The organism is Bradyrhizobium sp. WSM4873 (genome assembly GCF_055811355.1).
Map to the genome: position 1 here is coordinate 25,140 of NZ_JBVVPS010000013.1, position 25,625 is coordinate 50,764.

A 25,625-nucleotide genomic window follows, 5' to 3' on the forward strand; every position below is an offset into this window, starting at 1 on the left:
TGCCACCGGACGCCGAAATTGAATCGAAGAGACTGCCCTTGCTGTTTCTAGATGCCAGCAGAACCTGGCGCAATGCAGCCAAGCAGAGTGTCGTATTTAATCTTAATTCATGGACCCGTTTCGTCGAAAACAGTGTCGCAAAAGTCACTCACTACGTGCCCCCCTTATGTCTCGGGCCCGGTTCGCTGAGCTCTTGATTAATGTTGCTGCGCTGGCGTTCTTTAAAGCCTCACGGCGAACGGTTCGATGGTGCGGACGCGTAGACAATTGTCAAGCTGGCCCTTACCTGGTCGGGCCGCGGTTCAGCGCGGCAAGGCGCTGCCGCGCCATTTCATTGCCCTGCTGTGCGGCTTTCTCATACCACCTGACAGCCATGTCTGCATTTGTGGGAGCGCCGGAACCTGCAGCATAGGCGTCTGCGAGCGCAAGCTGGGCCGCGGGCATGCCTAGTTCGGCAGCTCGTTCGAACCATTCGACCGCCTTTTCCGCGTTCCGCTCGCAGCCCTGGCCCTTGGACAGCATCACCGCAAGATTGAATTGGCCGAGCGCATGGCCCTGCTTTGCCGCCGCCTCATACCAGCCGAGACCCCGTTGAAGATTGAGCTCGACGCCGTTGCCGGTGCAGAACATCACCCCGAGCTGAAACTGGGCTACCGCATGGCCTGCGCGCGCGGCTTTCTCAAGCCATAGGGCCGCCTGCTTGGGATCGGCACCAAGCTTGTTCTGACCGAGATTGAGGTTTGCCACCTCCATCATGGCCTCGACGGATCCGGCTTCGGCGGCGCTGCTGTACCATTTCACCGCGAGCGACGGGACAGGAGGCACCCCCAGCCGCCCCGCATAGAGGTGCCCGAGCATAAGCTTCGCGGGCCCGTAGTTGGCCTCGGCGGCCTCCGTCAGGAGGTCCGTGGCGCGCTTGAGCGAGCGCTCCTTGTCCGTCTGGAGCAGGAACTGGGCGTAGGCGACCTTGGCCTCGGGATCACCGGCGTTGGCGGCCTGCTCCAGCCATTGTTTTGCCTGCGCCTGGTCGGTGCCGCCTCCGCCGGCCGCATGGAGACGCCCAAGCTGAATCTTGGCCGCGCTCAGGCCGCCTTCGGCTGCGACCTCGAACCATTTGATCGCAGCAGGGATATCCTTTTCCAGGCCGGTGCCATTGGCCAGAAACGTCGCGATGTTGAAGGCCGCCGTGGGATGCTTGTTCTCGGCCGCGCGAAGGAACCATTTTGCCGCTTCCCGCAGATTGGGCGGCGCGCCGTCGCCCGTGGCAAAGAAACGGCCGGTAAAGAATTGAGCCTGCACATCGCCGCGCTCGGCCGCCTTCTGATACCAATAGGCGGCCTCTCGCAGGTCGGGCTCCGCGCCCGCTCCGAGAGCATAAAATTCGCCAAGCGCCAGGATCGCCGGCAGATAGTCCTTGCGCGCCGATTTCCGCAACAGCGTTTCCGCGCGCTCGCGGTCTCGTTCGACACCATCGCCGTTGAGACGCATGATACCGATATGGTAGAGCGCAACGGCGTCTTCGTGTTCCGCCGCCTTTGCAAACAGCCGCGCGGCCTCAGCATGATCCTCAGGCAATCCCTTGCCCTTCAGATGCATGAACGCAAGCGCAACCGCCGCTCGGACGTAATCCTGATCCGCAGCCCTGCGGTACCATTCGGCGGCAAGCTCGAAATTTTCCGGCAATCCGCGGCCCTGGAAGCAGACATCGCCGAGCGCAAACTGGCCGGCCGCAAAGTCCTGCTTCGCGGCCGCCATGTAAGATTTGAGTGCCTCCTTGAGGTCCCGTTCGCATCCCTCGCCATTTGTGTAGAGATCGCCCAGCAAGACCTGCGCCTCGGGCTTGCCCGCATCTGCCGCGGATTTGGCCCATCGAAACGCAGCTTCGGAGTTTTTGGCAACGGCCGTCCCATGTGGAAAGATCAGCGCGTGAAGCGAGGATGCTTTCTCTCCAAGCCGCTCCTCCGACGACCGCCGCCAGGTCTCAGCTGATCCAGGCCCGAGCCCGGCTTGCACGCCATGGCGGTAAATCAGCGCGAGTTTGTATTGCGCTTCGAGGTGACCTGCCTGGGCCGCGCGCTCGTGCCAGGCCACGGCTTCGGCAATGCTGCCACGAACGCCCTCGCCTTTTTCGTATAGCAGCGCGATCCGGTGATCGGCTTCGGCATGGCCAAGCTTGCTGGCGTCTCTCCAGGCATGAAACGCGTCAAGAAAGCGTTCACCCTCATAGGCAGCGACCCCCGCATCGAACGGGGACCGTCGGTGACGAAAAGATTTCCCGCGCAAGACCTCCTTGGCTCGCCAAAGGAGAAATTGGGCTGCCATCATGGCTCGCGCATGGCCTCTTTCATGCCTCGAAGCATGCCGCCGAGCAGATACATCGCAACCGATCGTGTTCCGACGTTGACATCCCCGGTGAGGGTCATGCCGGGGATCAAGCGGAAGTTCTGGGGCACATCGATGAAGTTCGCGTGCTCGACCGAGCAACGCGCCTTGTAATAGGCCTCAACGGCCCGGCCATCGTCGTCCAGCGTAAATGCGCCTTCGCTGATCCAGCGTACCTTGCCCTCGGCCGTGCCATGTTCTGTGGCGTTGAACGCGTCCACCTTGATGGTGCAGCGATCCCCCGAACGGATAAACCCGATGTCCCGGGACGCAAGCTTGATTTCCGCTTCAAGGCGCGTGCCGATCGGCATGAGAGTGATAAAGGGATCGCCCGGCTTTAGAACGGAGCCAATCGAAAGCTTTGCCATGGTCAGCACGACCGATGGCTCGCTTGCAGTCAATCGCACCAGATCCTGGTGTTTATTGGCCTTTTCGTAGGACGATCGTGCGATATCCAGATTATTGCGGGTCTGGACCAGGTCCTGGCTGAGCTGCGCACGCCACTGCTGGATGAAGGCATTGCGATCGGCCATGAGCGACTGCAGCGTATGCTTGGATTCGAGCAGGCTGTTATGCGTGCTGTCCATCTGCCGCAACAGTTCGATGCGCTGATCTTGCGAGACATAGAGATTGAGCTTCGAACCGCTGCCGCTCTCAGCGAGGCTCGAGCGCATGTCTTCGACCTTCTTTGCGATCTCTTCGCGCTGGCCGAACCGCTCGTCATCCTTTTCGAGCTTCTGGATAGTAGCCTTGGTCTGCTCGATCTTGGAATTGAAGCTCGATAGCTGCGCCCTGTACTGCGCATCGCGCTGGTCGTACAGCGCCCCCTGCACATCCGCATAGCTCTTGAACGCCTCATCATCGCGATCGGGGAAGACCAGCACCTTTCCTTCGAGCTCGGCCTTGTCCCGCATCATTTGCGTTTCAAGGCTCGCGATCTGCAATTTGTACTGGTGCACATCCGCCGCGGTAAAGGTAGAATCAAGCGTAGCGACCAATTGCCCGGTCTTGACCTGATCCCCTTCCCTGACGTCGATGGTCTTGATGATCGAGGGGTCGAGCGCCTGCAACACCGTGATTTGGTCGACCGGAACGATCTTGCCGCCGACGCTCGAGACCACACGATCGATGCGCGTCAGACACATGACCCCAACGATCACGACAACGAAAGCCGTGAGCACCAACAGGGTGGCGCGGGCAACCCGGGGCTCTGCCTCCTCGCGGATTGCGTCCGTCTCGGACTGAAACTGTCGAACCGTCGTAAGGGATGCTTGCTGACTACGAGACAAGGCTGGGGCTCCGTCGAACCGGTGCAATCATATGATTATTCTGCTGATGCCAGAGCCCGCTATAGATGTCGTTGCGCTCCAGGAGCTCCTCGTGCCGGCCCACGTCGTCGATCACGCCGCGGTTGAGCACCACGATAGCGTCGCACTTCACGAGCGAGGATAGACGGTGCGAGATGACGATCAACGTGCGCCCCTGAGCGATGCGCGCGATATTCGCATTGACGATCGCCTCACTGTCGGCATCGAGTGCGCTCGTGGCCTCGTCCAGGATCAGGATCGGCGGGTCGACGATCAGCGCTCGCGCAATCGCAAGGCGCTGCCGCTGTCCGCCGGAAAGGTTCGGCGAGCCTTCATAGATATAGGTCTCGTAGCCGCGCGGCAGCTTGTCGATGAACTCCTCGGCGCCGGCAAGTCGCGCCGCGCGCACCACCTCATCGAACGTAGCGTCAGGCTTGGCCGCCGCAATGTTCTCCCGGATGGTCCCGCTGAACAAGAAGTTCTCCTGCAGCACAACACCGACATTGCGCCGCAGATGGTCGACATCATACTCGCGCACATCGATACCGTCGATCTTGATAAGCCCACCATATTCCGAGTGCAGCCGCTGCAACAACCGGGTGATCGTAGTCTTGCCCGAGCCGCTCTTGCCCATGATCCCGAGCGTTTGCCCTTGCGGGATTTCGAACGAGACGTCGTTGAGCGCCGGCGTGACCGTTCCCTTGTACTTGAAGGTAACACCGGAAAATTCAACCTGCCCCTTGAATGGCGTACGCACACCGTGACCTGAACGGCCCTCTTCGGCGGGTTGATTGACAAGCTTGCCGACCGTGGCGACGGCCGTGCGCGCTTCGTCATACTGGTTGATAAGCTGCGCCATTTGCATCAGCGGAGCGGAAACCCGCTGCGACAGCATCAGAAACGCAAACATGGCGCCGATATAGATCGGATCGTTGGTCATGAGCGCCAGATAAACGCCGATGGCGTAGGAGCCGCTGACCGCGAGCCGCTCCAGCGGTCGAACCACGGTTTGGATCATGGTGCCGGTCATGGCCTCGCCAATTCGCGCTTTGGCGACGCGGGCGACCAACACGTCCCACATATGCCGTTGGCGTGCGTCGAGCGCGAGCGATTTGATGGTGCGAATGCCGTTCAGCGATTGGATCAGGAACGCACCTTGTGCGCCCTCCGCAGCCATCACGGCACCTGATTTCTTACGATAAGCCGGCAGCATGAGCACCAGCCAGGCTACGATCAGGCCGGCAAATCCGAGTACGATGAAGGTCATGACCGGGCTGAAGAAGAACATCACCGGCAGGAAGAACAGCAGCATCGTGGAATCCAGGATGGTGCCGAACAATTGGCCAACCAGGAACGTTCTAACCCGGAACACTTCGCGGATGTCGCGCGAGATCAGTCCGACCGCGTTTTGCTCGAAATAGTCGATCGGCAGGCTCAACACTTTTTCGAAAACGTAGGTGGACAGCTTTACGTCGAGACGCGAGGTCAGCCGGTGCACCAAGAACTGTCGCAGGAACGAGAACGCGGCCTCGAATGCGATCACGACCAGCATGCCGACGCAGAGCACATAAAATGTGTTGTACGCCTTGTAGAAGATCACCTTGTCCGACATGAGACGCCAGAACATGATCGGCGCGAGCGACAGGAAACCGAGCACGAGCGCGGCGATCGCGACGTCGCGCACCATGCGCCGCTCGCGAAAGATCAACGAGGTGATGAGGCCAAAACTGAACGGTTGGTCCTCATCTGAAATCTCGTAGTCGCGCTTGATCAGCACGACATCACCCGACCAGATGTCTTCAAACCGCGGCTGGTCGATCACCAGCAAGGCATCGTCAGCCGCGTTGGGATCACGCAGCGTGATGCGGATATTTTGCGGATCACCATCGACGGAGAGCAGCACCATGGCGGCGCCATTGCGAAGCCAGACGATCGCCGGCAGCGCCTTCTTCAGCTGCGCCAGATGCGCCCAATCGAGCTTGACCGCCTTGGCTTTCATGCCGGCATTCTCGGCACATTTGATCAGCTGCGGGATTGAGACGTTCTGATCGCGGAGCAAATTGTCCTGCACCAGCTGCGTCGGCGTGAAATGCATCCCGTGCTGTCGGGCGACGATGACAAGACACTCAAGTGCTGAGGCAGGCGCGGGGTCGGTCAAGGCGCCTTCGCGAACGAGTTCGGAGCTCATTGGGGTCCTGTCTCTAACCTCTGAAGAAACGATGTCGCCTTCAACAGGGCCAAGAAATCTGACGCCCTGATATTCGGCTCAAGCTATTAAATTCATATAATAAATCAGGTGATCTTGCTATGCGGAAAGCCCGCTTCCAGGGGGTAAAACGCCACCTCTTCTGCAGTAAACCTTAACACAGCGGCGAGGACGCTTCCGGTCACAGGTTAGGCAAATTGCTCCTGAAAATCAAAACCGCAGGCGCTAAGCTCCCGCTGAATGGCCACGCCATCGGCCTCAGGCATCATCGCCAGCGCACACACCTCAAAGTCCTGGCTCCGCACCGATACCGTGGCGAAACCAGCGCTGAGCAGCAGGTTTCCAAGCCGCTCCGGAGTAAAGCCGGTGCGGTGCGCCATGTAATGCTGCCCTTCCTCGATGGAACGGGTATGGCCATAGAGCATGTCGAGCGGGCGTATCGGCCCGACCGGCGATTCGTAAGCCACCGCAGCGATCCCGTGCTCAACGATGAATTGGGCCACCGCCTCAAGATCCGGGCTCATGATGAGCGCAAAGCCGTCAGATTTTAGCACCCGATGGAATTGCCGCAGCGCCGGATAGACCTCATGGGCATACAGATGCTCAAGGACGTGTGAGGACCAGACGGCATCAAAGGCTTGAGCACCAAAGGACGCATCGAGCCGCGTAATGGAGCCCACGACGTCCGGCCGAACGCCTGGATCGATGTCCAAACGGACCTCCTCCCAGCCGACCTGTGCCGTCATCCGGGCGATTCGCCGGGCCGGACCTGGGCCGGAGCCGGCATTGAGCATGCGCTTGTGGGGCAACGACGTTCCTTCCGGTGATCACTCATCGAGCGCTGGCTCAAGATTACCAAGCCGGCCGAGCCCCTGCCAGCCGGAAACGCGCCTCAGCGAGTTAACGGTAAATGATGATAGCTCAACAGCTTACTCGAACGAAAAAGCCCCGCCGAAGCGGGGCTTTCTGATCCGCCGATGAGCGGAATTAGGTGAGCTTGACCGCCTGATCGGTGAAGTAAAGCTCGGTGATGCCCGTAACCTTGACCTCTTGCCCATCGTTGAACGTGATGGTGTAGCTGCCGGGGGCCGTATTGTGGAGATCCGTGACATCGTTGAAGGAGCGGTCCTTGAAACCGACCGTATCGGTACCGCCGCCGCCAATGATCGTATCATTGCCGATCTTGGTTTCGATGTGGAATTCGTCGTTGCCGGCACCGCCCTGCAGGGTCGAACCTGCGCCGGTACCGCCATAAACCCAGAATTGGTTGTGCGAACCTGCAGCACCCGTATCCTGGAAGTAATCACCCTGCTGACCGATGATGGTGTCGTTACCGGCACCACCAATGAGGGTATCGGTGCCCGCGGCCCCCGTCGAACCTGGATTATAGAGCCTGGTATCGCCGGAACCTGCCTGCAGCAGCTGATGTGCCCCCGTGCCGGCAACCAGGAAGTTGCTTCCAGACCCGCCAATCAGGGTATCGTTGCCGCCGCCGCCATAGAGCGTATCAGAACCAGCACCACCCTGCAGTGAATTGGCTTCGCCTACATGCGTGCTGCCCGAGCCGAGCGAACTGTGGTCGCCCGCGACGCTGTTGGAGATGACCACGGAATTGATGCCACCGTGCAGCTCGTCGTTGCCGCCGCCGCCATAGAGCGTATCGGCGCCGTAACCCCAGATCGTATCGTTACCTGCACCGCCCGAGAGAGTGCTCGTACCCGACAGATTATCGCGGATATCATCATTGTCCGCGCCACCGTCGAGCAACTGTGACCCGCCCGTGCCTGCTCGCAGGAAATCGTCACCCGCACCACCATACAGGCTATCCTGGGCACTGCCGCCGTAGAGCGTATCGCTGCCGCCATCGCCAAAGAGCTGGCTGTTGCCGGCTCCGCCGCCGATCACGTCAGCGCCCGATCCGCCGTGCACCGTATCGTTGCCGCTATCGAACAGGTTGATGCTGTCATTGCCCGAGCCCATCGCCACGAAGATGTTGTTATGGGCGTTCGGCGCGTCGGTCACATAGAGCTGGTTGCCGCCCGCATCATCCATGATGATGGCTTTGAGCGTCGACGAGGTCTGAACAGTGGCAGAATTTGTAAGGTCCAGGACCTGAACGATCGGCGGAACCGGACCGCCAGCGTAAGGACCGTCCTCGACCCAGGCCTTCTTGCCGTCCTCAAGACCCGGATCATAGACGCCGCTGTTTTCAAGCGACGCGATCAGCGCCGCTTGGACCGTCGGATCAAGGTGGCCTGCGTTCGTGAGGTCGGTATTCAAATCCGTCTTCGTCAAGTAACTGACAGCCATACTAAAGACCCCTGAAATTTTTTAACCCAGCCGGCTCATGGGGAGGCCAGATGGAAGTGAATCAACCTCGAAAAAGGCATTTCAAGAGACGATAAAGAGGTTCTATCCCCTCCTCGCCTCTGTTAGGCAACTGTTAACTGAGTACCGCAGAGCGTGCAAGATCATAAATTAATTGCCGGCAACTTAAATCGTAGGCATCGTCACATTGTGGTTAATTTCAATTCAGGTATTGGAGAAGTACGAATCGGCAAAGCCGGACCGCTTGCTGATGCATACGATCGGCGCCCATTCGCTTCTTATGTACGGAGCCTGTCACAGGTCGGCGTCATGGGCTTGATTTTGCTGACGCGATCGCCCTTGCCCTCCGACGGCTGCCGTGGATCATCAGAAAACAGATGGTACGGTCTTCGTCGCTCATGAGCACGATTATCACGATTGCCCAACGCAAAGGTGGCGTCGGGAAAACCACCATCGCTGTTTGCATCACCGCCGAACTCGCCAGGCGCGGCCACCGCATAGCCTTGATCGATGCGGATCCACAGCGTTCGGCATCCTTGTGGGCCGAGCCCGGCGAGCTGGAATTTCCCGTTCACGAGATAGGCTTAGGCGCCGATCCAGTTGCGGCTTGGACGCGCGATGTCTTAAACGTACAATCCGAGATGCTCGTCATCGATACCGCACCCAACGAGCGCGAGATGGGGGCTTCGATCGCGCTGGCCAACCTGATCTTGATACCCTGCACGGCCTCGGGCCTTGATGTCGAAGCCACCGCCGCAACACTCGCGATCATCCAAGCGGTGCGGGCGCGTCGCCGCAAGCCCGCCAAGGTCGTCCTGGTTCCAAACAGGCTCGACATGAGAACGTTGGAGGGCCGCCAGCTTGTTCAGGAATTGCAGGGGTTTGGTGAAACCGTCGCAGGCGCAATTTCGGCACGCTCGGCCTTCGTCCGCTCATTCTCGGTTGGACAATCAGTGGCCAGTTTTGCACCAGATGAACCCGCAGACATCGAGATTCGCGCGCTTGCTGACACTGTTGAAGACGTTCTGGGGCGTCCCTAACGACGTGCCCTGTGGAAGACACGGAACGTATTGGATGGTTTTGGCGCTTCGGACGTCAGAATTTCTCACGGAACTCGAAGCGGAAATCTTTTTGCGAGGGCATTGTACCAAGGATGGCCTCTTTCCGGCCATAGCCGGCAACCGCAACCCGGGTGCACTCGGTGCTCTTGAAATAGCAGACCTGCAGCTGGATTGCTTTCGGGCAGTTATTCTCGGCGCTGATGACATGGTCGAACAGGTTGGGGCTGGTTGCAAACGGCCGTGCAAATCCGCCAACGCTGATGCACGGTTTTCCACTGAAATCACGGTGGCGAAGAATCTCGGTACTGCCACTGCTGCTGATCTTGGGCTGCGGCACCTCTCGGGGGCGGTAGGTCCCACCGACTTCGGGTTTGCTGCCAAGCCCTGTCAGCGCATTCATGGCCCCCTGCGTCCTCGCCGCCGAGGCAAAAAGGAGTAATGGGAGAGCCGCAGCGAGGATGATGGCGACAGAGACGACGCGCGGCAGTCGCGGCCACTGGAGACGATACATAAGAAGGCCCATTCCAGCCATTGAATTAACAAAGTGTGAGTTTGCGAACCGTAAATAAAAGGTTAAGATAGCGTTGGCCCTTTAGGGCGTGCGTTAATTTGTTATGATATGATCATTATTTGTTAATTGCATTTGGGGTGGTGGGGTATGCGTCACGAAATTGGCATACGCAAACATGCGTCCGCCCGTCGAGTTGCTTCTTTGCATCGCAGCGATGATCGAGGAGAATCCCGGCCCGATCCATCAGCTGGCACCACCGCCTCTCGCATATGTTTGACGTCTGGGCCGGATGTCTTGCCGCGCAAATCGGTTTGGTTGTTTGGATTCGGGCTGCAACCGGCTGCGAGGGCCGCCTTACGACTGCTGAGCCTCGAGTTTATGACGGTCACGGCTTCAGCCTATCTGGCGAGCAAGGTTTATCACAACGCTGTCGTCCCCGACGCCACCACCGCGACCCGTTATGTTTCGGCCGCCCTCCTGCTCGCTACGCTGTATTGCGGAGGTACGCTCTGGCTGGGAGACACCGCTCACCTGCTGAATTTCAGGCGCCGGCAATTGCTTTGGAATGCCGTCCGCGCCACTGTGCTCTCATTCTGCTTTTTATTGAGCGGAATGTTTCTCCTTAAAATGTCCGACGAATATTCTCGCGGCGCATTCTTCGCGCAATTGGTCACCGTATGCTTTGCGACCCTGACGCTGCGCGGATTCCTGATTCGCCATCAGGAACGGGCGCTCGGCCGCGGTCGGCTGGCGCTCCGCCGCGCTTTTCTGATCGGCGATCCCGCCTCATCCATTGCATTGTCAAAGCGCCTTGGCGCGAACGGGGTCGTCACGATCGCCCAATTCCCGCTTTCGAGCTTAGACGTCGACCAACCAGGTCCGGCGACCCGAGAACTGATCGAGGCCTGCCGCTCATTGGCCGTGGATGAGATTTTTGTCTTGGCGAAGTCGCGAGAGCTTGAGCGTGTGAAGCTCATGCTAGACCAGCTATCACAGTTGCCGGTCGCGGTTCACGTCATGGTGCCTGAACTTGACGGGCTGCTGTCCTCCTCTGAGATTTCCGCCTTTGGCGACGTGGCCACCATGAAGGTGCAGGGCCACCCGCTGTCTGCTGCCGATGAACTTCTCAAGCGCGGTTTCGACATCGTTGTCAGCGCGGCGCTGCTCGTGGTTTTAGCACCGCTGATGTTGATGGTAGCTGGCCTTGTCAAACTGACGAGCCCGGGCCCCGCCCTCTTTCGTCAGGTCCGTCACGGCTTCAACAACCAAGCCATTACCGTGCTGAAGTTCCGCACGATGCAGGCGCGCGCGGACGACAAGGAGAACGCGTTCCGCCAGGCAACGCGCAATGACAACAGAGTGACGTGGGTCGGTGCAAAGCTCAGGGCGACCAGTCTCGACGAATTGCCACAGCTCTTCAATGTGCTGCGCGGCGAGATGTCGTTAGTAGGCCCAAGGCCGCATGCGCTCGCTCATAATCAGATGTTTGAAGAGAGAATACCGCCCTTGTCGCGACGCCATAACGTCAAGCCGGGCATCACTGGTTGGGCGCAAGTCAACTTGCTTCGAGGAGAGACCGATACGCTGGGGAAGATGCAAAAGCGAATCGACTTCGACCTATTCTACATTGACAATTGGTCGTTTTATTTTGATCTCAAGATCTTGGCACTCACCGCGCTGATGTGCCTGTCGATCGATACCTACAAACGGACTTATTGATCGAAGCGAAATCGGCGTGAAATTAAATATCCTCTCGCGGAGGAATATTGGGATTCCGTAATGCACCGCGGGTGAAGGCAGCGTTGTCATCCCGAAGATGCGAAAAGAATGGCCGCAAAAGCGGGCTTCTGTCGATGGCATCCCGAAGACGAGCAACATTGTCATAACCCGAGCCGCAAGCCCTCCTGAGGCCCGCCTGTGCGATCGCCTGACGCCGAGGCTCGTCTTCAAGCAATGCGACGGCTTTTGCGACCATCTCATCGATATTCGAGAAATACACGGCCTCCGCGTCTTCCCTGAAACTCTGCTCCAGACGTGAAGCGCGCTCAGCCAGCAGGCAGCCGCCACACGCCGTAATCTCCAAAGCGCGGTGCGACAGCTCATCCCAATTGTCCTTTGTGATGAACGCTAGGCTCACGCGCGATGCCCAGATAGTCGTCCGATATCCGTCGCCCCACACGCCCGGACCGACGTGAGCGAACAGCCTCTCTTGACCGCGCAGCGCGCGCCGCCAGCCGTGGCCGAACACGCTGATCCTGCCCGGCATGCGCTTTGCCATTTGCAGGACCAATGTAGTCCGGTCCGGGCGAATGCCGCCCCCGTCGCGCAATGCGGTACCGATAAAGCTGATATCATGCTCAGCGTTGACCGGTGCTGGAGGTGGGAAATGTCGCTCCGGCGCAAAGCCAAAATCGACCACCGACACTCGGCGGGCTCCTCCCAGTTCATAGGGCCGCACCCCGCTATACCTTGGCGTCATCACCTCATGGACGAGTGGGACAATCTTAAGATGTAATCGCCACAAGCCCCGTTCATGCTCGCCCCACGGATTGTCGTTGTTGAAGAGGACGATGACGCCGACTTTGCTTTTGATCGCTTTGAGCGTCGAGGGTCGTATCATCCACCCTTTATCGATCCAGAGTATGTCGTAGCTATTTCCCACGCACGCCTCGATTAAGGCTGCGTTCGTTCGCGCCACGACAGGACCCGTCTGGAGCCGCGCCCGTATGTGCCACTCGACACGACCTAGCAGGCCGGGGATGGTAACCCCCGGCAACAGCGTCGTTTGAGCTCCGAGTCTGACCAGCGCATCGGCGCGATCACGTGACGTCGTGCCTACCCCGTCATCCCCGACGTAAAGCAGCCTGGGTCCGCCCATACGCAACCTCCCCTAGCGCCCAATCCATGCCCGTGTGTGTGCGCGTACCTGACCAAATAGCGTGCCGAGATCCAGGATCCGGTGTCGCATTTCGCCGGACGGCAACGCGAGCCATCGCGCAAGGCAGAGCCATAGCAGAATCGAAATGGCGAGCTCTCCGCAGATGGGCCCGGCCAACACGCCTGCAATAGCGAGCCTTTGGACCAGCATAGCTCCAAGCGCCAGCGACGAAAGAGCGACGACAAGAACCCAAAGCGCGACACGGCGTAGTGCATTAACGCTGATCAGAACCTGCGCGGCTATTCTGCCGGGCAGGCTGACAGCCGACATGAACAGATACAGGCCCATGAGTTCGTGCTGAAAGACAACGCGGCCATGAGTCCACCAGTCGAAGACGCTCGGGCCAAGAGTCATGAGGGCAAGCGCAACGCCGAGAAACAGGATTGTCGACAACTGAATAAGCAAGGCAATCAACCGAACAACCTGCGGTTTCTCCTCGGCTCCGGCGGCACGGCTGACCTCGACCCCGAGCGGCGCCATCAAGGTGAGAAAAACCTGATCAACAAGGCGCATCGCGGTCGCATACACAGCATAGATGGCAACCGCGGAGCCTCCCATAAGCGCACTGAGCACCAGTCGCGGTCCCAGGACGAGGACACCCTGGCTCGCGATGTTATAGCAGCTAAATCCTAACGCTGGCCGTAATTGATCCCGCAAGAGCGGGAGGTCCATGACGCCGAAATCGAAGCGCGCCCATGGCGCTGCGGACCGGACCAGCCGGATCACGATGATCAGATCGATCAGGGCAACGGCGGCCGTAAGTGCCGCAAGAGCGACCGGTCGGGCGCCGAGCACTCCGACCACGAAAATCGCCGAACAAAGTTCGACAAGCTTGGCGCCTGCGGCAACGTTGTAGGCAAGCCCGTAGCTTCCCGCCGAATACAGTACTCCGGCCATGAAGCCGCGAAGGGTTTCAAAGCAAAGTTGCAGCGCCCCAAACGCGAGGATGAGCAGGACCGCCCACGGGGAGAACTCATGCAAATTGAACCAGCTGACAAGGGGCAGACCCGCTGCAAGCGCAAGGATGACGGTAAGCACGAGCGGAAACGGGCCAAGCGCAAGATTGCAGCACATCTGGAAGCAACGTTGCGCGCGTACGCGATCACCCGCGGCAACCAGCATGATGAGTTCGTTCGTCGCGGCAGCCACGAGGCCTAAATTGGCATACGCCAGATAGGAGACGAGCGCATTGATCGTCATCCATTGGCCGTAACCTTCAAGCCCCCACGTCGCAATGAGCACAGGGATTAGCGCCACGGTGTTGAGCGCTACGGCAACACGCCAAACTCCCTGCCCGACGAGACCGATCGCAAGGCGTTTGATCAAGGCAGGCATGGATCAAAATCCGACGCCGGCGCGAGGAGCATGGTCACGGCAAATATTCATCCTGCACTTATCCTGGCCTGCAGGTCCTTATCTTGCCCTTCAACAGGGTTTTGCCCACAGACCCGTCTCTTTTATTGAGAAATCGGTCCGGTTCCCCCTTGGTAGGTCTTTTACGTTAATTTTCGATCGCTCGGTGGAAGCGGCCGCAGATGCTTTTTTGGGTCCGATTCGGGCTACAACACTTCCTTTGAACCAGGCCGAAGGCTCCGCCATCCCCTAATGAATCATCCTGCACGCATTCTCCTGGTTGGAAACTACGCCCCGGACCACCAGTTTTCGATGCTCCGCTATACATGCTGGCTCGCGGCCGCCTTGCGACGCCAGGGCTTCGAGGTCGACCTCGTCGCCCCGCAGGCTCGCCTTGCGAGGCTCGTCTCCAAGCAAGGTACAGCACGCAAATGGCTGGGGTTCGTGGACAAGTTTTTGCTTTTCGCGGCAGAGCTCAAGGCGCGGGCTTCCGCTTACGATTTGGTCCATATCGCAGACCACTCCAACGCGCCATATGCGTTGTTGCTCGGCTCGACGCCCATGAGCATCACTTGCCATGACCTCATCCCGATCAAGGTCTTGTCCGGGGAGATCGAAGGCCAGTGCCTGCCCAGAACAGGACGCTATCTCCAGCGACTGATCCGCCGCTCCCTTCACCGCTTCGCCAACGTTGCCTTTGTCTCTGGGCCGACGCAGGCAGATTTCACACGCCTGATCGGGGTCCCTTCAGGAATCAACGATGTTATTTCCAACCCGGTCATCGGGTTCGGCGGCATGGACAAGGACCGCGCGTTCGAGCTCTTGCGGCAGGCAGGCTTGCCAGTTGACCATCCGTTTCTGCTGCATGTTGGAAGCAATCTCTGGTACAAGAATCGCGGTGGCGCGGTCGAGCTGTTCGGTCTTTTGCGCGATCATCCCGAATGGGAGCCGTCGCTTCGCGAGGCGTCGATGGTCTGTGTAGGACCGCCTCTTCCTGACGACGTCCGGCGAATCGCCACAAAATGGCAGCGGAACTTGATTGTCCTGAGCGAGGCATCGAACGAACTGATCGAGGCTCTGTATATGCGGGCCGAAGCGTTGCTCTACCCCTCATTTGAGGAGGGGTTTGGCTGGCCGATCATCGAGGCCCAGGCCTGCGGCTGCCCGGTGATTACCACCGACAAGGAGCCGATGCGCAGCATCGCTGGGCCAGCGGCCCTCTTGATTGATCCTCAACAGCCGCAAAAGTCAGCGGTCACGATTGCGAGAAACTGGGCCTGGCTGACTGAGCAATCGGACGCAGCGCGAAGTCACGCGGGAGGCTTTTCGGACGATGTTGCCGCAGCCCACTACGCCGCGTTCATGGTGAGGGTTCTCGCCGAGCGCAAGGATCACATTCCGTGAATTTTCTTCTAACAATCCCGCGTTTCGGGTCGGCCTTGCTGCTCTGCAGCCTTGCCCTTCTGCTGTGGCCAAATCTGGCGCTGTTCGTAGCCGTAGCCTTCTGCGGTTTCATCATTGGCCTCGCAACGATCTACACCGCGATCGACGATCGCAAGGCCCTGCGCATCACTTGGATCCTCGCCACCTCTCTCCTGTTTGCCTATGACGGCGGCTCTCTGTCGACCTATCTGAGCGCGCCATCGGCTCCGGAGTTTGCCATCATGGTGAAAGATCGGCCGATCGAGCTCATCTCATCGACGCTGGCGTTGGTCAACATCATCTGTGGCCTGCTCCTGATCGTCGGGCAGCTCGAGAGCCCCGTCGTAACCAAGATGACGGAAGCGACCGAAGACAGCTGGTTCTCGCTCGCTTTAGCGACCTTCGGACTTGTGCTGATTGTTGCCGCCTATCTTGCTGGCGATCTCGGCTACATGGGCATTCAAATTGACGAAGCCGGCCGGATTACAATCCTTGGTGCTGCGGCGGCGCTTTTCCAGGGGCCCCTTGCCGGCATTGCCGGTTTTATGCTGGCACGCAGCCGGCGACACATGATGACGGTATTTTATGCGGCTGTCCTTCTGATGGTTGTCCTTGCGGCCGTCCCGACCGGCCGCCGGCCGATCGTGCTGATCTTGATTGTTGCCACCATGGGTTTCTCATTGGGCGGCGGCTTACAGCGGCTCTCTTTGTCTCGTAAGCTGTTGGGTGTGGCCTGCGGTGCTGCCATTGCCTACCTCATGAGTTCGTATTTCTTCGCTCTGCGACTGGCAGGATGGGAGCTGGGCACCAATGCCACTCTGAGTGACCAGATGAGCCTGGGCCTGGAATTTCTGGTATCCCCCTCGCTGCAGGATCGCTTTACCACACTCTTTTACGAGAACGTTCGAGAGCGGACCTTCCTCCTCGGTTACCTCGCCGATTTGATGGAAGCGGTATCCAATTCCGCTCCGCTTTATGGAGAAGCGCTCCTCTACTACGTGCGCCTCTGTATCCCCTCAGCATTCGACCCGGGCAAGGATCAAATCATCGCCTTGCAGATGGTCGAGGCCCTGGCCCACCCCAAGTTGGGCTTGCCCGTCATCGATCAAGCCAACACGCTTCTGACCGACGGAATGACCGATTTTGGAGTAATCGGCGCCGGACTATACGCGTTCGTGATGCTCGGTCTGTTGAGGGGGGCCATCTTTGTTATTCAGAAGTTCCCGGCTCCGATAACGGTCGTGTTCGGCACTTTTGCCGTCATCCATCTGGCGCTCAAGCCAGAACTCACGCTGGACGAATATCTTGGACCTTTGCGCAATCTCGCAGTGATCGTGCCTCTGATGTGGCTCATCGAGACGATGACAGGGATGGCCTTCTCGCGACGCTTGGCACATCGACAGGATGAACGGCGGCATCCAGTGATTTGATTGCGGATCGCGCACCGACGGTAGTGATGCCGCGCAGGTTTGGTGCGGCGTTGATTCGCTGAGAAGCCGCGCCGCTGATGTGCTGACGACGAAGCTTGCGAGCACCGTTGATCAGATAATATTTGATTGCATCCATCAGGTGGCCGCGTTGGGCTCTGTTGGTAAGCAACGCGCGGAAGCCGCCTGAACTCGCGCGTTTTCCGTCGGTCCTGACCATTGCAGCCGAGGTGAGGCATACCCGCAGGCCCGCATTCCATGTTGCGCGACCAAGCTCGACATCGGACATGAATAGAAAGTACCGCTCATCCAGCCCGCCCATCCGATCCCACAGCGTCCTGCGAACAAGGACGCATGACGATTGCACCCAATCGACTTCGGTCGAAATCTCCGAACCATCGGTCAGCGGTGCATTCAGATAGAGTTCGCTTCCGCTCTGCGGGCTCAGGCGTCGTTTGACTTGTTCGGCCAGAGTCGGGAAGGTTCTTGCTATCTCAACCGCGGCACCATCATCATCGAATTGAAGAGGCGCCAGAACGCCGATCGAGGGGTCGGCATCAGCCATTGCGACGAGACGCTCAAGCGCATTGGGCTGATCCCACACCACGTCGGGATTGCACAGCACGACGTAACGCGAGTAAGGCACAGCGGCGACGCCGAGATTACAGCCTCTTGCATAACCAATGTTCTTACCGGGGTCGACGAGTAGAAATGCCCCCTCCGGCGCATCCGTGGACAAAACGCGCCGCTCTTGCTCGTCCATGGAATTCTCGACGACTGCGACGGCAAGGGTCTTGGCAATCGTTTGACGGCGAAGCGACCTGATACCGTCCAGTAGACGGTGCGCTTTGAAGTGGTTGACGATGACGACGGCAGCGGCCGGCCTGTCATGATGCGAAGCGGCCGCCATTTTAACTCCTGTCAGCCCACATCGTCGGTCCCACTCCAAGCTCACGGGCGAACTCGCGCGCCAAATGATCATTCGAAATAACCGTCACCGGGCGCATACGCCACTGGTTAGCCCTCGCGGAAAACTCGGTCCAATCTTTCACTGCCGCAGCAAATGCCGCGATAATATCGACCTTATTTCCATTCCCTAAATTTATAATGCACCGGAGATCGGAAATAAACTCCAACGCGCCAAGCTTATCAGTAACCATAATAGGCTTGCCATGCCATAATGCCTCAAGCGGCGTAAGCCCGAATGACTCAAAGCGGGTTGGGCAAACGAAAAAATCAATGTCCTCGTAGAATTGCTCCCGAAGGGTTCCCCTCAGCGCGCCCCTGAACAAAATCCGCTTCGAGGCCGCAGCAGCTTCCTGCGCGACCCTATTATGGTACCTCTCAGAGCCTGGGCGCGGCGCGCCTGCAACGTGGAGCTCGGCATGCGGAGTGTCACGCCTGGCTTGCCAGGCCACGAAAGCACTTACGAGTTCCGCCAGACCCTTTCGGGGGGCTATTTCGGCCATGAATCCAAAGCGGACCGGGCCAGGGCGACGGGGCTGGGGATCGGCCAAAACCGGACCGAAGAATGGCTCAGGCAAAATAATCGACTTACCCCGAAATAAACCTGCAAGCAGCGAGTTTTTGGCCTCCAACTCGGACGAAAAAATAATCCGCTGACTCATGGCCAACAGACTCAATTCAATCGACGCCAGGTAGGGCAATTTCTTGAGATCGCGGTGCCGTTTGAATTCAGCCCGGGCGAGGTTTCCCTTTGGTGTGTAAACAAGGCGCACGCCCTGGCGGCGAGCCTGTGCTGCGACCCACCAGCCGATCGGATTCCACGCGCCGGCAACGAACACGCAAGCGTAGCCACCAAGGTCGAGACACTTCAAATTGCCAAAGGCAGATCCGGACTTTGCAGCAACTTGTGCGGGAAGCCGGTCGAGGCCTCCCACAGCCTCGATGTGACCATCCTTGCTCAAGACGTCCAATTGCACACCGAGCTTGTCGAACTCACGCGCAAGCAGCAGCACACTCTCAGGGATCCCGCCGAAGCCCAGGCAGAACCTGTGGGCAACCGTCAAGACCCGGGGCCGCTTGAACCGATCGACTGTCAACGCTTCCATGGACGATCGTCTTCCCGATCAATGCCTGGCACAGCAATCGAAGGCAAATGCCCAGCGAGCGCCTTGGCAAAGCGTTGCCGGCTCGCCAGTGGAATCTCCGCCACCCGGGCGAGAAGGCGCTCACGCACGATCGGGTTGGCACTGGCGAAGATCGAAGCGGCTTCTTCATAGAGACCATTCTGGACCAGGGAAGCAAATTCGTCCAAGACGGTCTGCGCCAGGGCGGGATCAAGTCCCGGCAGCATCGCCAGAGCCACTGGATTGCGCTTGATCGCAATCCATCCCTCATGTGGTCCCATCAAATATGACGTTCGCAGATAAGCGAGGTTCTCCGTCTTGAAGCCGCCGGACGCATTTTCGATCGAGAACAGCAACAGCCAGAGGTAAGCGTCTGCCGGCGCGCAGTTCAGCGCCGCCTTCACGCTACCGAGCAGACTTCGCAGCCTCGCGTCGATGAGATCGGTGCGGCTTGCGGCAAATGCTTCCTCGTAAAGGTAGAGGTCCAATACAGCCAACGAGCGCCTGGCGGTTGCCCTGCAGAAACCGAATACGTCCGCACTTCTCGTATTGCCGATGTAGCCTGTGACGAGCTCGGTTGGAAAGCTTCGACCCATCAGGATGGCCGCAGCGGTTCGATCGGCGCCTTCGGTTTGCCGAAACATCGGCAGGGTTGCGGCAGCCCAACCGGCCAGCAGGCAGCCGTAGCAAGCGACCGCTGCGCGCAACAGCCACGTTGATTTTCTTCTATTCGGAATAGCCGTAGCGATTGTAATATTCGTTTCTGTAGTAGTCGTGGTGGCCATATCTCGACATCAGCTTGAGATCGGCCTTGTTCAGCACCACCCCAAGGATGTTTTCCCGCAGGCTGCGCGCGCCGTCCAGCGCGTGCCGCACGATATCGATCTTGGTTCGTCCCCACTCGACGACAAAAACATAGGAATCGATGATGTCGGTTGTGGTCCTGACATCGACGACGGGCGCGAGCGGAGATAGATCGACCACCACGTAGTCATAGTGCTTGCGCAAGTCGTCGATCAACGCCTTCATGGCCTGCGACGCCAGGATTTCGCTCGTATGCGCGGTGCGAGCCGCAACGACAGCGGGCAGGAAGTGCAGACCCGTATTTCCTTCCTGCCACACGACCTGCGAAAGTCCGTCGCGTCCAGCCATAACCTCGATCAAGCCTCGGTTCGCATCAGGCGTTAGGCCACGCGTCAGGGAAGGATTGCGCAGATCGCCATCGACCAGAATCGTCCGGGCACCGCTCTGCGCCAGGAGCGCGGCGAATCCGGTCGCAACAGTCGACTTGCCCTCGTTCGGCAGCGAAGAGGTGAAACCGATGACCTTGCCCGTCCCCGAACGTAGCGCCAGGTCAGCTGCGACCTTGATCGAGCGGATGGATTCGGCGTAGCGGGAAAATGGCTCGTTGACCACATGCCAGTAGAGACCGCCTTCTAGAGCAATTGCACGGGGGCCGTTGATCACCGCGGCAATCGGTGGACGGCCTTTTTGCTCCTCGATCCACGGCAGGATTGCGATGCAATCTGTCTTCAGGACGGCCTTGACATCGTCTGTGGTCCGGAAAACGTTCTCCGATAGATCACGGAGCCGAGCGATGCCGAGCCCGAGAAGAAGGCCTGCAAAAGCCGCGATCGGCATCACGAAGCTGAGCTTCGGTGCGCTCGGCTTCAGCGGCCGGGACGCTTGGGTGATGACGCGCGCTTCGGTGATCGGAAATGACTGTTGCTGCACAGATTCCATGTAACGTTGCAGGAAGTTGTCATAAAGCGCCCGATAGGTCTGCGACGAACTCTCGAGGTCACGCAGCGAAACTTGAGCCTGATTGGTGGCTTGAGACTCCGTTACGGCCAATGACAGCTGCTTCTGAATGCCCGCTTCGCGCTGCGTTGCGATTTCAAGATCGCTCTTGTAGGACTCCGCCAGTCGACGCAGCTCATCCAGGATAGAATTGCGGATGCCCTGCATCTGATTGCGCAGATTGACCGCTGCAAGATGGCCGCGGCCATAGCGCGCTGACCAGTCGGCCTCGCGCGTAGCCAAATCAAGATATTGAGATCGAAGCTTGCTGACCACTTGATTGTTCAACGTATCGGTGACCGTCCCGTCGACCGTCGATTCCGGCGCATCCGCCTGAAGGACCGTCTGAATACGGTCCAATCGCGCCTTGGCCTCCGAGACCTGCGCCCTCGCAACGACCAGCTGGCTATTGAGCTCGGCGAGCTGTTGCTCGTTCATCAAGCGACCGCCCGATTCCACGATATTGTTATTGGCCTTGAACGCGACCACGGCCCGTTCGGCTGCAGACGCCTGGTCACGAAGTTCCTTGATGCGATCCTGCAGCCAGACACTGGCTCGCTTGGTCGCTTTATATTTTGAGTCGAGCTGGTCGACGACGTAAGCCTCCGAGACCGCATTTGCGATTTGGGCAGCGCGATCCGATGAGAGCGAGCTGAAGCTGATCTCGATGATGTAGGTGAGGCCCACTCGACGTACGGTAAGATGCTTGGAGAACGCCTCGGCAGTCCGTCGCAGCGTTTCAAAATCAGAGCGACTTGAATCCCCTGCAAACAGCCATGCGAGCCCGCCGGAAATCATGCCAAGCAGCCCCGATCTGCCGCCGAACTCCGGATCCTCGGTCAGATGAAGATCCTTGATGACGGCGAGCGCGATCGTTTCCGATTTAAGAATTTGAACCTGGCTTTCGACGGCCGCACTGTCGATTGGAATGTCTCCCAGAACGGATTGCTGCTGAAACAGCTGATTTTTGCGGGTGTCGATGATCAAAGTGGCAGTCGCCGTATAGCTTGACGGCGTGGCGATCATATAAAGCAGCCCGCAACCCAGGCTCACTACCAGGATGGCCAGGATGAGGCGGTACCGCCGGTGCAAAAAACCGAGGAGACCCTTGACCGCTTCCGTGGACGAGGCGACCTGATCCGTTGCCGCCCCAGCGTAAGCCACCGCCCGATCAAGACTAGGAAGTACGTTCATGAATATCCGCTATTCGAAAATGGCCCAGCCGGTCGATCGTCGCATGGAGCGGTAGCGATCGATTGGCCGCAATCGCGTCTATTGACTGGTACCAGTTGCAAGCAGAGTGGTCGTTCCCGACGTTGTCCCACCGCCAGAGACGCTGGAGGTGTAGCTGAAATTAGCGGTTGGCGTGTTGCCTCCTCCGATGGCTTGAGGCGCACCGGTGCTGCTTGGGGCCCCGGCAAGCGCGCTCGTCTGGCCGCCAACGCCGCCGCCGCCGCCACCACCACCGGCGCCACCACCGCCGGCTGCGGCGGTTCCCTGGTCAGGCGCAACGCCCGAATAAGCCAGGAAGACGTCCTGGTCCTTGGTCTTGGCGATCGCCTGCAGGATGTCGTTGGCATAGGCCTGGTCGCTCTTCACGACCACCTTTGCCGCCTGCCCAAGCGCCGAGCCGATTGCAGCCTTTTGGTCTTTGCTGGCGTTGGGGATAAGTCCCATGATCGCGTCAAGGGATTTGGGATCTGCGATCGCAATCTCGCGAAGCTGCGAGATCATGGCCGCACCTCCGTTTGGAAATTGCTGCAGAATTTGCTGCGGATTGGCGTTGAACTGCTGGACTAGACCCTGCTGTTGCCCCTGCTGAGCGAGCGCGCCCACCGGCACAACCAAGGTGCAGGATACCGAGAGCGCCAACGTTAAAATCAAGCGTCGCGAACAAGACCGCGCGAAGGAGATCATATTCAACCCCTATTAAATATTATAACATCCATAACATGGCGGCTGGCAGCCCGCCAAGGCAAATGCCCGATTAGAGCCTCCCGAAATAACCCGTCACTAGTTAACCTTTACGCTGTGTCGCGCCTCCCCATCACGCGTCTTGCCCGCTCGAGAGGACCGCTGAGCGAGCCCCATTCCGACTAGCGTCATCACGGTGACCGCAAGACCGGGCACCTGCAGCGAGAAATCGACCATTGAATGCAAGGCCGCCATGGCGCCGCAGATAAGACCGGCGAGCGGATAGATTCCCCCTTTTTGCCGCCGAAGCGAGCCTTGGAGCATTGTAATAAGCGCCAAAATCCAGCCGAACCCCACAATGGCCGACAGCGGAATTCCGACCTCGGCGGCAAGTTCGAAGAGCGTGTTATGTGCGCGGTCCCAGACCCCCCAGATCGAAACATCGCCGCTCCGGAAACGGGGAAAGACCGATACAAAAGTCCCCAGCCCGGTTCCGAGATAGGGATGTTGGGCGATGATTTGCCAGGTCGAAGCGTACGCCTCCCACCGCCCTCCGCCGCTCAAGCCGTATTGACCCAGGCGCTCCCCAACCTGACCGCCGAGCACGAAGAAAGATAGAGCCGCGGCCCCAAGGACGGGCAGAACCAACCATAAGGCGGCCGGCCGGGATCGGATCTCTCGATTAAAAAGGAACGCGATTGCGGCGCACATTCCGACGACGGAGATCGCAATTCCGGCCCTCGAGCCGGTCAACATCATTGCAAGAAAGCAAAGCAGGAATCCTCCACAAGAGGCGCCAAGGTTGACGTCCCAGCGCAGATTTACGATCCGCCATCGGCCCTCCCAGAATACGCGCTGATCGAGCATGTTGCGAAACACGCGCAACGTCCAAAGAACCGAGCAAACCCCAAAATAGATCGCCGCAGTATTGCGATTTAGAAAGGTACCGCTCAACACCGACCGAAACAGGACCTTCTCCCGCCACAGCACCATTTCCGGCGCGACGATGTAAGTTGCTATACCGAAGGCGGCGTAGGCTACACCAGCCCATGCGATGATCTTGAGCAGGCTTTCGGCATTTTGCCTGTCCATGCAGACCAGGTAGGAGCAAAGCAGCGCCCCACTACAAGCGAGGGTGTTGCCAAGTGCAAAAAAGGGCTGATCCCTCACCACGGAGAGCGGCGCGCGCCCCTCGCCAAGCAGCAAGGACAATTCCAGCCAGGCCATGTCGGGCCGGCCTTGCAACCAGGGATTGGCACTTAGCTGCTCGTGTAGCACCAGGGCGTATCCGGCCCCGACGAGAGCAAGAAATGCAATGACGCCCAGGTCCCCTGGCGTTCGCAATCGGGGCCGCACGCACAACAGGGCGATGCCCAGACCTGCAACCAAGGCGCTGACAGCACTTGGATCGGTTGCGCCATAGGGAAGAGGCGCAACGGCAACCGTTGCGCCAAGCAGCCCAGTCGCCAGGCGGTTTTCTCGCGAGCGCTCTCCGTTCTTGGCTTCAGGCGAGATGCTCACGTCCCCAGCTCGCGAACCGCCATGGCCGACCTGCCAGAAGCGTGACCGAAGTCAAGGCGCTGTCTTGATCGCCGTCCGAAGCAGGACAGCATTCTGTGCAGCCACGATCGGATCGTTGACAGTCGCTGTGACCAGTCGGATGAATTGCATCACCTTGGCTGCCTCGACCGACGACGCATTCGAGATGAACACGACATCCTTGGCCCGCATCTGGAATTTCGTTGCGAGGAAGAAACCGCTGGGATCGCGGAAATTCACGTTATAGATGACCGGAACGACATCGCCGGGAAACCGCCTGGTATCAACTCCGAGACGCTCTGCGACCTCGCGCATCTCTCCGCGATAGAGAAACACTGACGCTGGATCGGCCGAACTGTCGTTCAACCCGCCAGCCTTTGCGACACCCTCAGCGAGGGAAATTCGCCATGCGTCGAAATTGAACTGTCCCTGCGAGCCCGACGCGCCGAAGGCGACGAAATTTTGCGGCTCGCGATAGACGTAGATAGTATCGTTAGGTTGCACATTGATATTGTTGATCGGTTCGTAGACCAGTTGCCCGAACGGCACGGTGGTGCGCCGCCCGCCCCGTTCCAGCATGACCCAGGTGTCAAATCCCTGCCCTTTCGGGCCGCCAGCACGGGTAATCGCGTCCAGAATTCGCTCGCCAGCCGCGTTTGCGGGAAAACGCGAAGGTGAGTTGACCTCACCCAGAACGCTGATCAGCGAGGTTCGCTGATCGATCAACGTCACCACGGCCTGAGGTTCGATGGCCCTGTTCTTGAGGGCTTCCACAATTGCCTGCTGGACCTCTGCCGGCGTCCTTCCCTTCGCGCGGATGGCACCTGCGTACGGCACAGAAATAAAGCCGTTGTGATCCACGTTCTGGTTCGGGAGACTCACGAAATTGCCCGGGCGTACACCTGCTTCCAGCGGAATGAACAGTCCGCCCGCCGCCGCCTCGAAGATAGTGACGCTGACGACGTCGCCCACGCCGAAACGAATCTCGGTCGGATCGGAACGGAACGCCTTGGTCGCCTGGTTGGACAACCGCGGCGAAAACGAAGCGAGAACCGCCTCCACGTCCGGGGTTACTTTAACCAAGGCGTAGGGCAGACTTTCCGGACTTCCGGCTTCCGATGCACGAACCGCATCGCCCTGGGGGCCGCTTGCCGGCATCATCGAGCAGCCCGCCGACAAGAACGTCGCCAACGCAAACAAACTCAGACGGGCGATATTCCGGAACTGCATCACACCTCCACCACGACCCTGCCGTACCATGGCAGGATGGGTGAGGGTAGCACCGCAATCGCTAACTGTTATTGGCAACAGAACGTTGATGGCGAGTGTTGCAACTACGCAACATTT

At 59.1% G+C, this 25,625-nt stretch carries 19 protein-coding genes; 4 read left to right on the top strand and 15 right to left on the bottom strand.

Going from position 1 to position 25,625, the window contains the following annotated elements:
- Nucleotides 1-282: 282 nt before the first annotated feature.
- The 5 genes from AC0L21_RS18530 to AC0L21_RS18550 form a co-directional block, all read right to left on the bottom strand.
- Nucleotides 283-2,283 (bottom strand): tetratricopeptide repeat protein, encoded by a 2,001-nt coding sequence (locus AC0L21_RS18530; protein WP_473263251.1) that lies wholly within the window; start codon nt 2,281-2,283, stop codon nt 283-285.
- 38 nt (nt 2,284-2,321) lie between these two features.
- Entirely contained in the window at nt 2,322-3,671 is a 1,350-nt protein-coding gene (locus AC0L21_RS18535; protein ID WP_473263252.1) for an HlyD family type I secretion periplasmic adaptor subunit, read from the bottom strand.
- The gene (locus AC0L21_RS18540) at nt 3,661-5,877 is read right to left on the bottom strand and encodes a peptidase domain-containing ABC transporter (RefSeq protein WP_473263253.1); all 2,217 of its coding nucleotides are present in this window, start codon (nt 5,875-5,877) and stop codon (nt 3,661-3,663) included. Before AC0L21_RS18540 ends, AC0L21_RS18535 begins: the two co-directional genes overlap by 11 nt.
- Before the next feature lie 206 nt (nt 5,878-6,083).
- Nucleotides 6,084-6,689 (bottom strand): class I SAM-dependent methyltransferase, encoded by a 606-nt coding sequence (locus tag AC0L21_RS18545; protein WP_473263395.1) that lies wholly within the window; start codon nt 6,687-6,689, stop codon nt 6,084-6,086.
- Between the two features lie 193 nt (nt 6,690-6,882).
- Nucleotides 6,883-8,205 (bottom strand): calcium-binding protein, encoded by a 1,323-nt coding sequence (locus tag AC0L21_RS18550; RefSeq protein WP_473263254.1) that lies wholly within the window; start codon nt 8,203-8,205, stop codon nt 6,883-6,885.
- Nucleotides 8,206-8,621: 416 nt separating this feature from the next.
- On the opposite strand from AC0L21_RS18550, the gene AC0L21_RS18555 reads away from it, so the two are divergent.
- Complete coding sequence (locus tag AC0L21_RS18555; RefSeq protein WP_473263255.1) at nt 8,622-9,263, top strand: nucleotide-binding protein; 642 nt, start codon at nt 8,622-8,624, stop codon at nt 9,261-9,263.
- Nucleotides 9,264-9,318: 55 nt separating this feature from the next.
- Here AC0L21_RS18555 and AC0L21_RS18560 read toward each other — a convergent pair whose 3' ends face one another.
- On the bottom strand, nt 9,319-9,684 hold the full coding sequence (locus AC0L21_RS18560; RefSeq protein WP_473263256.1) for a hypothetical protein: 366 nt from the start codon (nt 9,682-9,684) through the stop codon (nt 9,319-9,321).
- A 489-nt stretch (nt 9,685-10,173) separates the two neighbouring features.
- Between AC0L21_RS18560 and AC0L21_RS18565 the strand changes: the two genes are divergently transcribed.
- The gene (locus AC0L21_RS18565) at nt 10,174-11,514 is read left to right on the top strand and encodes an exopolysaccharide biosynthesis polyprenyl glycosylphosphotransferase (RefSeq protein ID WP_473263257.1); all 1,341 of its coding nucleotides are present in this window, start codon (nt 10,174-10,176) and stop codon (nt 11,512-11,514) included.
- 22 nt (nt 11,515-11,536) lie between these two features.
- Here the strand turns inward: AC0L21_RS18565 and AC0L21_RS18570 are convergent, their stop codons facing one another.
- Both AC0L21_RS18570 and AC0L21_RS18575 read right to left on the bottom strand, forming a co-directional pair.
- Nucleotides 11,537-12,457, bottom strand: a complete 921-nt coding sequence (locus tag AC0L21_RS18570; protein ID WP_473263258.1) for a glycosyltransferase family protein — start codon at nt 12,455-12,457, stop codon at nt 11,537-11,539.
- A 228-nt stretch (nt 12,458-12,685) separates the two neighbouring features.
- The gene (locus AC0L21_RS18575; protein ID WP_473263259.1) at nt 12,686-14,068 is read right to left on the bottom strand and encodes a lipopolysaccharide biosynthesis protein; all 1,383 of its coding nucleotides are present in this window, start codon (nt 14,066-14,068) and stop codon (nt 12,686-12,688) included.
- Between the two features lie 330 nt (nt 14,069-14,398).
- Between AC0L21_RS18575 and AC0L21_RS18580 the strand changes: the two genes are divergently transcribed.
- Both AC0L21_RS18580 and AC0L21_RS18585 read left to right on the top strand, forming a co-directional pair.
- Nucleotides 14,399-15,490, top strand: coding sequence for a glycosyltransferase (locus AC0L21_RS18580; RefSeq protein ID WP_473263260.1), 1,092 nt, complete (start codon nt 14,399-14,401; stop codon nt 15,488-15,490).
- Complete coding sequence (locus tag AC0L21_RS18585) at nt 15,487-16,938, top strand: hypothetical protein (RefSeq protein WP_473263261.1); 1,452 nt, start codon at nt 15,487-15,489, stop codon at nt 16,936-16,938. The genes AC0L21_RS18580 and AC0L21_RS18585 overlap by 4 nt, the downstream gene beginning before the upstream one ends.
- Here AC0L21_RS18585 and AC0L21_RS18590 read toward each other — a convergent pair.
- The 7 genes from AC0L21_RS18590 to AC0L21_RS18620 all read right to left on the bottom strand — a co-directional run bounded on the left by AC0L21_RS18590 (nt 16,859) and on the right by AC0L21_RS18620 (nt 25,508).
- On the bottom strand, nt 16,859-17,845 hold the full coding sequence (locus AC0L21_RS18590; protein ID WP_473263262.1) for a glycosyltransferase: 987 nt from the start codon (nt 17,843-17,845) through the stop codon (nt 16,859-16,861). The two genes, AC0L21_RS18585 and AC0L21_RS18590, sit on opposite strands and share 80 nt — an antisense overlap.
- Nucleotide 17,846: 1 nt before the next feature.
- On the bottom strand, nt 17,847-18,914 hold the full coding sequence (locus tag AC0L21_RS18595; protein WP_473263263.1) for a glycosyltransferase family 4 protein: 1,068 nt from the start codon (nt 18,912-18,914) through the stop codon (nt 17,847-17,849).
- A gap of 80 nt (nt 18,915-18,994) precedes the next feature.
- Nucleotides 18,995-19,732, bottom strand: coding sequence for a hypothetical protein (locus AC0L21_RS18600; RefSeq protein WP_473263264.1), 738 nt, complete (start codon nt 19,730-19,732; stop codon nt 18,995-18,997).
- A gap of 19 nt (nt 19,733-19,751) precedes the next feature.
- Complete coding sequence (locus AC0L21_RS18605; RefSeq protein ID WP_473263265.1) at nt 19,752-22,019, bottom strand: polysaccharide biosynthesis tyrosine autokinase; 2,268 nt, start codon at nt 22,017-22,019, stop codon at nt 19,752-19,754.
- Nucleotides 22,020-22,097: 78 nt separating this feature from the next.
- The gene (locus AC0L21_RS18610; RefSeq protein ID WP_473263266.1) at nt 22,098-22,742 is read right to left on the bottom strand and encodes a hypothetical protein; all 645 of its coding nucleotides are present in this window, start codon (nt 22,740-22,742) and stop codon (nt 22,098-22,100) included.
- Nucleotides 22,743-22,838: 96 nt separating this feature from the next.
- Nucleotides 22,839-24,260, bottom strand: coding sequence for an O-antigen ligase family protein (locus tag AC0L21_RS18615; protein ID WP_473263267.1), 1,422 nt, complete (start codon nt 24,258-24,260; stop codon nt 22,839-22,841).
- 51 nt (nt 24,261-24,311) lie between these two features.
- On the bottom strand, nt 24,312-25,508 hold the full coding sequence (locus tag AC0L21_RS18620) for a polysaccharide biosynthesis/export family protein (protein WP_473263268.1): 1,197 nt from the start codon (nt 25,506-25,508) through the stop codon (nt 24,312-24,314).
- Nucleotides 25,509-25,625 lie beyond the last annotated feature (117 nt).